8 protein-coding genes are annotated in these 11,433 nt (G+C 59.6%); 2 read left to right on the forward strand and 6 right to left on the reverse strand.

The window, feature by feature from the left end:
* Window positions 1-80: 80 nt before the first annotated feature.
* A complete protein-coding gene (gene tex / locus GOQ25_RS09750) occupies window positions 81-2,465 on the forward strand; it encodes an RNA-binding transcriptional accessory protein Tex (protein WP_160350272.1) in 2,385 nt (794 codons plus the stop codon).
* Between the two features lie 82 nt (window positions 2,466-2,547).
* Window positions 2,548-3,900, forward strand: a complete 1,353-nt coding sequence (locus GOQ25_RS09755) for a tryptophan--tRNA ligase (RefSeq protein ID WP_160350273.1) — start codon at window positions 2,548-2,550, stop codon at window positions 3,898-3,900.
* 162 nt (window positions 3,901-4,062) lie between these two features.
* Here the strand turns inward: GOQ25_RS09755 and GOQ25_RS09760 are convergent, their stop codons facing one another.
* The 6 genes from GOQ25_RS09760 to zapE all read right to left on the reverse strand — a co-directional run bounded on the left by GOQ25_RS09760 (window position 4,063) and on the right by zapE (window position 11,360).
* Window positions 4,063-6,066, reverse strand: coding sequence for an ankyrin repeat domain-containing protein (locus GOQ25_RS09760; protein WP_160350274.1), 2,004 nt, complete (start codon window positions 6,064-6,066; stop codon window positions 4,063-4,065).
* 335 nt (window positions 6,067-6,401) lie between these two features.
* On the reverse strand, window positions 6,402-7,529 hold the full coding sequence (locus GOQ25_RS09765) for an ankyrin repeat domain-containing protein (RefSeq protein ID WP_160350275.1): 1,128 nt from the start codon (window positions 7,527-7,529) through the stop codon (window positions 6,402-6,404).
* Between the two features lie 151 nt (window positions 7,530-7,680).
* Window positions 7,681-8,013 (reverse strand): DUF3325 domain-containing protein, encoded by a 333-nt coding sequence (locus GOQ25_RS09770; protein WP_160350276.1) that lies wholly within the window; start codon window positions 8,011-8,013, stop codon window positions 7,681-7,683.
* Window positions 8,013-9,710, reverse strand: coding sequence for a PepSY domain-containing protein (locus GOQ25_RS09775; protein ID WP_160350277.1), 1,698 nt, complete (start codon window positions 9,708-9,710; stop codon window positions 8,013-8,015). Before GOQ25_RS09775 ends, GOQ25_RS09770 begins: the two co-directional genes overlap by 1 nt.
* Window positions 9,707-10,012 (reverse strand): DUF3649 domain-containing protein, encoded by a 306-nt coding sequence (locus tag GOQ25_RS09780; protein WP_160350278.1) that lies wholly within the window; start codon window positions 10,010-10,012, stop codon window positions 9,707-9,709. Before GOQ25_RS09780 ends, GOQ25_RS09775 begins: the two co-directional genes overlap by 4 nt.
* Before the next feature lie 256 nt (window positions 10,013-10,268).
* Window positions 10,269-11,360 carry a cell division protein ZapE gene (gene zapE, locus GOQ25_RS09785; RefSeq protein WP_160350279.1) on the reverse strand — a complete coding sequence of 364 codons (1,092 nt, stop codon included), beginning with the start codon at window positions 11,358-11,360 and terminating at the stop codon, window positions 10,269-10,271.
* Window positions 11,361-11,433: the final 73 nt, after the last annotated feature.

An 11,433-nucleotide genomic window follows, 5' to 3' on the forward strand; every position in this document is an offset into this window, starting at 1 on the left:
GAAATGATCACGCTCAAAGCGGCCGATGATCACCTTATGGCAAAATCCGGGCCTTGATTTCCCTTTGCAGCCGTATCGAGATGCCTGAAACTTCCGCCACCACGAGCACTGCGCCCAGCGTTGACCAAGCCCGTATCGTCGCCCAGCTTGCCACCGAGCTGGCGTGCCGCCCCTCCCAAGTCGCCGCTGCCGTTGAACTGCTGGACGATGGCGCAACCGTGCCGTTTATCGCGCGCTATCGTAAAGAAGCCACCGGCGGCCTCGACGACACCGTGTTGCGTAACCTCGAGGTCCGCCTCGGTTACCTGCGCGAGCTCGAAGAACGCCGCGGCGCGATTCTGGAATCCATCGCGCAACAGGGCAAATTGACCCCTGAATTGCAACAGGAAATTGCCAGCGCGGATACCAAGCAGCGCTTGGAAGACTTGTACGCACCTTATAAGCCCAAGCGCCGCACGCGCGCTCAGATCGCTCGCGAAGCGGGCCTGGAGCCGCTGGCCGACGCGATCCTGGCTGACGCCAGCTGCGATCCCGCCACCTTGGCTACCCAGTATCTGAACCCGGAAGCGTCCATCAACGACGCCAAGGCCGCCCTGGATGGCGCCCGGGACATTCTGGCCGAGCGCTTCGCCGAGAACGCCGACCTGCTCTCCAATCTGCGCGATCACCTGTGGTCCACAGGACTGCTGTACGCCAAGGTCGCGGAGGGCAAAGAAGCCGAAGGCGCGAATTTCCGCGACTGGTTTGATTTCAACGAGCCGCTGCGCACGCTGCCTTCGCACCGGATTCTGGCCCTGATGCGCGGCCGCCAGCAAGGTGTGCTGGAGCTGCGCCTTGGCCTGGAGGCCGAACTCGAAGCGCAAACGCCGCATCCTTGCGTGGCGCGCATCGCGCAGTTCCTGAAACTCGGCAACGATCTGTTCGCGCTGGACGCATCGCCGCGCGCACGCTGGCTGGGTGAAGTCTGCCGCTGGACCTGGCGCGTCAAACTGTTGACCGCGTTCGAAAGCGAATTGTTCGGTCGCCTGCGCGAAGAAGGCGAAGCGGAAGCCATCCGCGTTTTTGCCGCCAACCTGAAAGATCTGCTGCTGGCCGCGCCCGCAGGCCCGAAGGTGGTGCTAGGTCTGGACCCCGGCATCCGCACGGGCTGCAAGGTCGCGGTCATCGACCGCACCGGCAAAGTCGTCGATACCGCCACGGTGTACCCCTTTGAGCCACGCCGTGACCGCGAGGGCACCATCGCCACGCTGGCTGCGCTGTCGGCGCGTCATGGCGTCGAACTGATCGCCATCGGCAACGGCACGGCCTCGCGCGAAAGCGAGAAACTGGTGGGCGACATGATGGCCCAATACCCGGATCTGAAGCTCACGCGTGTCGTGGTTTCCGAGGCCGGCGCATCGGTGTATTCCGCATCGGAACTGGCCGCTCAGGAATTCCCCGATCTGGACGTCACGTTGCGTGGTGCAGTATCGATCGCGCGCCGCTTGCAAGACCCCCTGGCCGAACTGGTCAAGATCGATCCCAAAGCCATTGGTGTCGGTCAATATCAGCACGACGTGAACCAGCGCGAGTTGGCCCGCTCGCTCGATGCCGTGGTCGAGGACTGCGTGAACGCAGTCGGCGTGGATGTGAATACTGCCTCTGCCGCGCTGCTCGCGCGCGTATCCGGTCTGAACTCGCTGCTGGCCAAAAACATCGTGTCTTGGCGCGATGCCAACGGCGCTTTCCCCACGCGCGACGATTTGCGTAAAGTGCCGCGTTTTGGCGAGAAAGCGTTCGAGCAGGCAGCCGGCTTTTTGCGTATTCCGAACGGTGACAACCCCTTGGACGCATCCGCTGTCCACCCGGAGGCCTATCCCGTCGTCGAACGCATTCTCGCCAAGATCAAAGCCGATGTGCGCCAGATCATCGGCCAACGCGAGGCCTTGAAAGGCGTCTCGCCCTCGGAATTCACCGACGAGCGCTTCGGCTTGCCCACGGTGCGCGATATTTTCAGCGAACTCGAAAAGCCGGGCCGCGACCCGCGCCCGGAGTTCAAGACGGCGCAGTTCAAAGAAGGCGTGGAAACGCTCAACGACTTGTATCCCGGCATGGTGCTCGAGGGCGTGGTCACCAACGTTGCCAACTTCGGCGCGTTCGTGGACATCGGCGTGCACCAGGACGGCTTGGTGCATATCTCGGCGCTGGCGGAGAAATTCGTCAAGGACCCGCGCGATGTCGTGCGAGTGGGCCAGACCGTGACGGTCAAAGTGCTGGAAGTCGATGTGGCGCGTAAACGCGTGGCGCTGACCATGCGCTTGAACGACACGGCGCAGCCCGCGCGTCGCAGCGCCTCGGATGCGCCGGCGCGTGGCACCGGTGCGGCGCGTGGCGCGGGCGGCAGCCGTCGGCCGCAAAACGACGCGGGCCGCAATGATCTGCGCAACAACGCGATGGCCGAAGCCTTTGCCAAGCTCAAGCGCTAGGGTGGCCCCTTCGGTTCAGCTGCGGCACGGCGGGACGCGTTAAACTGGACGATTGTTCATCAACGCATTATCCCGCCTACTCATGAGTATCCGCGTCCTCACCGGCATCACGACCTCCGGCACCCCCCATCTCGGCAACTGGGCCGGGGCCATCCGCCCCGCCATCAATGCCAGCACCCAGCCGGGCACCGACGCGTTCTACTTCATGGCGGACTATCACGCGCTGATAAAGTGCGATGATCCGGCGCGCGTCGCGCGTTCGCGTCTGGAGATCGCGGCCACCTGGTTGGCGGGCGGCCTCGACCCCGAACGCGTCACGTTTTACCGGCAATCGGATATCCCCGAGATTCCAGAGTTGTGCTGGATTTTGACTTGCGTCACGGCCAAGGGATTGATGAACCGCGCGCACGCTTATAAAGCGTCGGTTGATCAGAACACCGCCAAGGGTGTCGAGCCGGACGATGGCATCACCATGGGGCTCTTTTCCTACCCGATACTGATGGCGGCGGACATCCTGATGTTCAACGCCAACAAAGTCCCGGTAGGACGCGACCAGATCCAACATCTGGAGATGGCGCGCGACATCGCGCAGCGATTCAATCATCTGTATGGCCGCGAGTTCTTCGTGCTACCCGAGGTAGCGATCGAGGAATCGGTGGCGACGCTGCCCGGCCTGGACGGCCGCAAGATGTCCAAGAGCTACAACAACACGATTCCGCTCTTCGAGGGTGACGCCAAATCGCTGCGCGCGGCCATCATGCGCATCGTGACCGATTCGCGCCAGCCGGGCGAACCCAAAGATCCGGACAACTCGCACTTGTTCACGATCTACCGCGCCTTTTCGACCGAGGACGAGGCGGCTTCATTCCGGGCAGAGCTCGAATCCGGCATGGGCTGGGGAGACGCGAAAGAGGCCCTGTACCAGCGTCTGGAGCGCGATATTGCTCCCATGCGCGAACGCTATCAGGCGCTGATGGCCCATCCTGAACGGATCGAAGACATCCTGCAGGCAGGCGGAGAAAAAGCGCGCAAATTGGCCACGCCCTTCATGGCAGAGTTGCGTGACGCGGTGGGCCTGCGGCGCCATACTGCCGCGCCCGCGCCCAGCAAATCGAGCAACAAAAAATCGGGGAAAACCGCCCGGTTTGTGAGCTTTCGCGACGAGGACGGGCAATTCCGATTCCGCTTGGTAGGCGCGGACGGCCAAGAGCTCTTGCGTTCGCGCGGCTTTGCCGATCCTAAAGCGGCGGGCGCTTTCGTTCAACGCTTGCAGTCGGGTAGCGATGGCGACTGCCTGCAGGCAGACGGCTTGCAGATCAAAGCCGTACTGGATGGCGAGACCATTGCCGAGGGTCCAGTCGCTCGCGACGAAGCAGAGCGCGATGCATTGCTGCAGCAGACGCGTGTAGCTTTGGGTCTGCCAAACGGGGGTTAGTCAAGGGCCGGGGTTGGGGGCGTCCGGCGATCTGCCTGGCCCCAACCCGCCTATTGAGGTTACCGCACCTCAACCTGCACGACTGGCCGAATTGAGCGAGTCTGCACATCTGCCACGTATTGCCTTGGCGAAACCCTTGCTCCAGGGGCTCAATGCGGGCCGTTACCCGGTTGCGGACACATCGGGATCACCGGAACGCTTGCGCAGGGTATTCATGAGCGTCGCATCACTGCCCAAGGTCAACATGAACACATTCAGCAGTTGCTGCGCGCGTTCCGCATTAGCCGTGTCGCCGCGTTCCTCATATCTCTGAATATTTTCAGTCAAATATGCCATCGCTGGAGCAAGATTAGGACCCAAGCGCATGAAGCGCGAGGTATCGGCTATGGCCTGATCGTCTCTTTTAAGCCGCCTCTCGCATAGCCGCACCACCGCAGCGGTGGCCGGAACGTCGGCATTCACCAGCAGTTTCACCGTTGCCCAGTGTTCTTTATCGAGTGCATCGCGCATCAGTTGACTGGCGGCGTCATGCACTTCGGGTAGGGCCGTTAAGTTCTTTATTTGGCCGACCTTATCGGCGTATGAAAGATCCGATCGAGAGAGTAAGTGCTCCAGTACCGTATAGGTGACGACCTTGGCTGAAGCCAGCAAAATCGGATTCCCCGTATCGCGAAAAGCTTCTACATTGCGGGGTATCGACTCAACACACTCTGCATCTCGTTCAATGAGCTGGCGCAACAAACGGCCCGCCGGCGAGCGCACAGCATTTTGAATCCTGTGCTGCGGGTCGTTGTCCACCGCCCGGGCGACGGCTCTGGCCAAAGGTCTCAAGCCATTCGTCGAATCCACTGGATAACCCGCGCGAAGGAAAAGCGCCACATTGTCTACATCTTGCTCACTGCAGATGCTGATCTGATGTGCGATCGCCTCTGGGTGACCTACCGGCAGCAACGCGTTCAGTCCGGCCACCTTTTCTTCATTAGAGAATTGCTTGCTATGTATCCAGCCTTGCACGGCGTCCGCCGTCAGGCGAAACTGATCCTCTGGCCGAAGCTGCGGTAGCGCTTGGGTGACGTCAACGCCTAACCGAAGCAACACTTTGGAAGCGAGATCATCGTGGTAGAGACCATACGTAGAATCGGATTGCGACACGATCTTCTTGATGGCTGGAGCGCCCGCCGCGACTAATACCCGGACCAACGACAGATTCCAGTTCAACCAGATTCCGCCGTCATCAAGACCAGCTTCAGAACTGATCGAGTACTTCAAATCGTCTTCAATCCACTTCTCTATCGCGCCGGCTAACAATGACTCCCCATCCGCACCGGCGCCCATTACTAATGTGGCGCAAAACAGAAGGAGATTTTCGTCAACGTGCCGCTTTTTTAATGTCAGCAACACCTGCATCGCTAAAGGCGTATCTTTCAGTGCGGCTAGCGTTTTTTCGTAGCCGGGCGCGCGGCTCCTGAGCATTAATTCGACCAGGCCATAGCCGGTGCCGTCGAGATCATTGTCTAGCATCCACTTCAATGACTCGGCATCGTGTGCAATATCGCTGATCGGATTAGCTCCGCCTCTTGCGAAAAAACGGGCGACTTCAGCGAGTCTGTGGTGGACCGCTAGGATGGCCGCTTGCGATATATCACCTCGACTTTCAGACAGCGCCCATGCAGCAGCAATGGGGAAAGAGCTCTCCGCTTCCCATTCATCAAATCGCCCCTCTCGCAGTGCCTGAATGGAATCGATAAAGGAAGAGGTCTTCATTCCCTCCGCAGGCGGCGAATACGGCCTACCCACCGTTCCTCCCGCCTCGACAATCGCTTCCATCCATGCAAGTTTGCGTTCGTGCGCCGCATAAACCAATAGCGTGTCTCCATGCCGATCTCTAGCATTGAGCAAAGTCGGATCACCCCCGAGGCGGGCGACCAAGGGTTTTGCCAACGCAGTCGTGCCGTTCTCGATCGCATAGTGTAGAAACGTCCTACCTTGGGCATCGACGGCGGAAATATCGAAGCCTGACGCATCTATCATCGCCAGCAAGGTGGATGCACTGGCTTTCTTAACGGCTGCGTAGATGTCTTGCTCAGAAAATTCAGCGGTTGCCCGCTCCTCAAGCGGATGTAATTGAACACCCCCGCCAGTCTGCACACCAGAAGTCGAGCCCATGATTAGTCCTAGGGAAAATACGTTAGTAACGATTGCACTGCAATTGTTCCTACCAGGAACCATATGGTGAGATCGGCTTTGTCACCGAACTATGCAGTACAACGTCTGATGTAATTTCCGAGCCGCGATAGTCAGCTAGGAGTTGGAGCGGAGTCATGTCCTAGCGACGGAGTCGACATCTCCCCCGTGTGCTTTATATATAGCTAGCATGCGACTGAAGGTCGCATCATCGAGTCCTTCCGAGCCATTGCTGAGAGGGAAAGGCCAGGGGTTTACCTCATTGGGATGCGCCTGCCGCATTCGCGCGCCCGCGACTGCCAACGTTTCAAACAGTTCTACATCTCCGCTGCTTGCCGCTTCGATATATGCGCGGTACATGTCTCGCTGATACTCCGGAGGAACGTCAAAACCGGCACGGTTAGCGAGCCGTGCCGCGATTTCCATCCTTCCTTCCTGCAACACAACTTCAAACGGCGTCTTTTTTCTTTCTGGACCAGAGCCGCCGCCCCGTGCCGGGGGCCATTGAGTCCGATGCCTGCATCGATGAGGATTTTTGCAACCTCGAAGTCCCGGATCTTTATAGCGCTCAACAGACTCTTCGAGTCTGCACGGTCCGGTGCGCCGAAATCGGCGCCACTCTCCAACAGCATACTCAGGGTTTGACGGTACCTTGGGAGACCAGCTGCCTCGTCATCCCGGAAGCGCGCAAATATTAACACCGAGCTGCCATCGAGATCCGGCCCCGCTTGCGCAATTATCGACGACAGGAGGTCCATCTTTCCCTGCTCAGCAGCCTGCTCAGCCGCGCTCTGCAGCTCCGATCCATGTAGCCCGACGTTAGCGCCGGCCTCAAGCAGCACCTCAGCACACTCCCAGTGCTGGTTTTGGATGGCGAGGGCTAGGGCAGTGCGAGAATTGCCGTCGCAGCAACTCAGCATTGACCTTATCACCTCTGGCTGGGCGGCTTTGGGAGCAGGATGCGCGATTTCCGAGCTTCTTTCGTATCCCAGAAGCACCTTGATTGCGTCAATGGCATTCCGGGACACGGCCCAGAAGAGCGCACTCCACCCCTGCCGGTCTTGCGCCTCCGGACGGGCCTCGGCCTCCAGCAACACGCGCACCGTGTCGGCATTACCGTTTGCTGCGGCGATCATCAACGGCGTTGTTTGCGTATCCCAAAGATCCTGCGCATTCACCAGGTCTGGCAGGTGCTGAAGTACGACAGCGACGAACTCCGGATCCTTTTGCTTGGCGGCCTCGTGCAAGACCGTAAATCCCTCTCTTAACGTGTCCAACTCTGCCAGCGAAGGGCTTCCTTCAAAAAAAGAACGGAAATTTTCGATATCACCCGCCTTTATCCAATGCGACAGGGCCTCTTTATTGCTCATCGTGTGATCGCCGTCTTGCGACGTGTACGTGAGGTGAACGTCTGAAGAAACGGGAGGATTAAAGTGGATACTCATACGGTTCTCTCATGAAAATTCCAGGGCGGAGCTCCCTGTGGCGCTTTTAAGCAGGAAGCACAACTGCTGAGTAACCGCGATTTTTTATGTAGTTCCAAATTACACATGTACATGAGCGCGTCGTTGGCGCCGACCGGGTTGTGGCGGATCCCTATGTCAGGGTCGGAATCAGGATCAACGGCGCGGCCACCGCGCATACGGCCCCCGCAACGAGCGCTGCCACGGGCCGATAGCTGACCCACCAGATCAACATCAGTCCAGCAAAGCTCAAGATGCCTATCCATTCCACCGCGCCATAGGACCAGCCCCACACGCGTGTCGAAAGCCAAAGGGATAGGGCAAGCGCGCTCGCGCCGACCAGTCGCAACATCACGCGATGCCGGGACGGCAATGCGCGATCAAAGACGGCCTCATAGTGGCGGTCCATGCCCAGACACAGCGCCGAGAATCCAGCATAAGCGCAAAAGAAAGCAGCGATACTCATCACGACGTCACCTCATTGCTTGTACAGCTCGCCTCGGTGACAACAACAGGCGATCGAACGGTGCTTGTGCCTTCATGCCGCTCATGCACGCGCGTCGCGGTGGTGCTGGAGGGAGCTGCGCGCGTCCGGCTCGCTTTCGGCATACCCGCATAGGCCCGGTGCGCCTTGTACGCGATCCACCCCATCAACGCGGCCGCGGCCCACGCGGTGAGGTCGAATCCCGCCATCGCCCAATCACCGTCCGCTAATGACGCCGCCAGGTGTCGCGAGGTTGTCATCGCGTTCAAGGCGGGCAATGCCAATGCGCCGACTGCCGCCAGGGCCCAAAGGTCACGCCACTGGCGTCTTGGAAAGACGAAGGCATAGAGATAGCTGAGGCCCCAGACCATGAAAAACGCGCGCGTTTCCCATAGCGCGCGCCCAGGCAGGTCCACCGGCAATAACCGGTTGGCGCAGAAGTACACGACGATGGCGAGACAAAACCCGGCGATGCTGCCAGCGTTCAAGCCATCGACCAGGCGCAACGACAGCTGCTGACTTTTGGCCGCACCCGACTTCTGGCGACGTTTGACGACCCAAAGCACGAGGCCGGTACCGACCATGGCGGTGCCAGCCAGGCTGACGATGAAATAAAGCCATCGCAACACAGGCTGCGCAAAAAATCCCAAGTGCAGCCCGATCACCGTATCAGCCGCGGTGACGGCCGGACCATTGTCCTCATGATGCTTGAGCAACTTCCCCGTCACGCCATCGAATTGCACGCTGGGCGGATTACGCGCGTACGAGACCTTTTCTTCCGAACTGCGCTGCACGGAGACGATCGCATTCGGTTTACCCGGGTTGGCCACAATGACCGCACCCGCGATGCCACCCTGCCATAGCGATTGTGCCGCGGTCACAAATTTGCCTAGCGGCAATAGCGGCGCCTCGCCTGGAGCCGCCTTCTGGGGCGCGAGGCCAGGGAATCGCTCCTCGGAATACTGTCGCGGATAGTCATAGGCCGCGTTGATGCCAGCGGGCAGCAACATCGCGACGAAGATCAACAAGCCGCTGAACGTGATCATCAGATGGAACGGCAAACCCAGCACCGATAACGCGTTATGCCCATCCATCCAGGCGCGTTGGCCGCCCTTGGCCGGGCGAAAGGTGAAGAAGTCCTTGAAGATTTTCTTATGCGTCACGATCCCGCTGAGTATCGCGATCAACATAAACATGCCCGCGATACTCGCGAGCCACCGACCCCATGGCGGACCGATTTCCAGTTCGAAGTGAAAGCGATAAAGAAAGTCGCCGCCTCGTGTTTCCCGGGAGGTGACCTCCTGCCCTGTTTGCGGATCTAGCGTCACACGCTTAAAGCCCCGCGTACCCGGCGCAGGTTTGGGTACTTGGTACAGCACGCTTAGATAGGGTGCGCGCGCGGACGGCAAATCAATGTACCAGCGTGTCGCATCGGGCGCATGTTGCGCGAGATAGCGCTGGGCCATGTCCGCCGCATGATCCGCCGCGACCACGCGATGCTGGGCGGGCAGCTCCGGCCGCATCCATGTCGTCATCTCGGGCCGAAAAAATGCAAGCGTGCCCGTTAGAAACATCGCGAACAGGATCCAACCCATGATCAGCCCTGCCCACGTATGCAGCCAAGCCATGGCTTGTCGGAAGCCTTCCCCATGCGGGGCGCTGTCTTTACGCACGGTCATACGCCCACTCCCGAGCGTGCGATGGCATAGAGCCCCGCGCAGATCGCGGTCCAAATAAGCACCCCCGCCCACGCGCGCCCGGCGTTACGCGCGGCAAACACGCCCATGACGGCGATGGCATAAATGACAAAAGCCAGAATGGCCGAGGTGGTAACCGCCTCAACGCGCGCCAAAGGCAGCCATACAGCGAGCGCCGCCGCTGCGGACGCGGTCAACGCATAGCCGCCGAATACGGCGGCAAGCACGCGCGACAGCACGGCGCATCGATAACGCGCGAGCCCGGTGCCGGGGATGGGTTTCATTGTTTCTCGTCTACCAGGTAATCCCACAGGACTGTCTGCGACGCGCGTGGCTGCCTCGCCGCAGTCCTTAGACACGCGGGCGTGGCCAGTCATGGCTTATGCGCAGCAAACAGCGTCAACGCGGAAAGCGTCAACAGGACTCGTGCAGGTAAACGGGGCGATACGTTAGTGAGGTCACGGAATTGCAGGTATAGACGACAAACCGCAATCTTAATTGATAACCAATATCAATCGCAATTAACCGTGACATTCCGGGCTATAAGCCCACGGTCAAACGTCGCTCGGACTCCAAATACTCGCGCGACTGCATTTCCAGAATGCGCGACACCGTGCGATGGAATTCGTTTGCCAACGCGCCTTCGGTATAAAGCTCCTCGGGCTCGCACTCGGCGGACATGATGAGTTTGATCTTGTGGTCGTAGAACACGTCGATCAGCCACGTAAAACGGCGGGCCTCCGATGCCTGGCGCGGGCCCATGCGCGGCACCTCGGACAAGATGACTGCATGAAAACGGCTCGCCAGTTCCAGATAATCATTCTGCGAGCGCGGACCGCCACACAGCGTCGCGAAGTCGAACCACACCACGGATCCTGCCAACGCCTGCGCACGGATCTCGCGGTGTTCGATATGCAGCACAGGATCTTGCGGCGGCGTATCGGCCAGGCGGTTAAATGCTTCCTGCAGCGCGGCCTTGGCTTGCTCGTTAAGCGGCGAGTGATAGCACTGCACTTGTTCGAGCGAACGGCGGCGGTAATCGATACCCGCGTCCACATTCATCACGTCCATTCGTTGCTGAATCAACTCGATGGCCGGCAAGATACGATCGCGATGCAAGCCATCCGGATACAACGTAGACGGCTCGTAGTTCGACGTCATGACAAACGACGTGCCGTATTCAAACAGCTTTAACAGCAGTCGATAAAGAATCATCGCATCGGCCACGTCCGACACGTGAAATTCGTCAAAGCAGATCAGACGATATCGTTTCGCCACCCGGCGCGCGACTTCGTCTAACGGATCCTGCATCCCTTTCACGGTCTCAAGCTCGCGATGCACGCCACGGATGAACTCATGAAAATGAATACGCGTCTTGCGGGTCACCGGCACCGTGGCATAGAACGCGTCCATCAAGAAACTCTTGCCACGACCCACACCGCCCCACAGGTAAACGCCACGTGGCACCTCCGGGCGATGCAACAAACGCTTCAAGGCATTGGAGCGCATGCCCTTGAATCGCACCCAATCATCGTAATAGACCTGCAGCCGATCGATCGCCCGCTTCTGCGCCTCGTCGGGCTGATAGCCCCGTTCGGCCAGAGAATTTTCATAATATTCGCGGACGTTCATAAAAGCTCCGGACCCGATAAAAGTAGCGAAGGCCGCATTCTACTAAGTCGCCCGCACGCCCGGGTCCAGAGCG

It is taken from the genome of Bordetella sp. 15P40C-2 (assembly GCF_009763235.1).
Taxonomy (GTDB): Bacteria; Pseudomonadota; Gammaproteobacteria; order Burkholderiales; family Burkholderiaceae_B; genus Bordetella_A.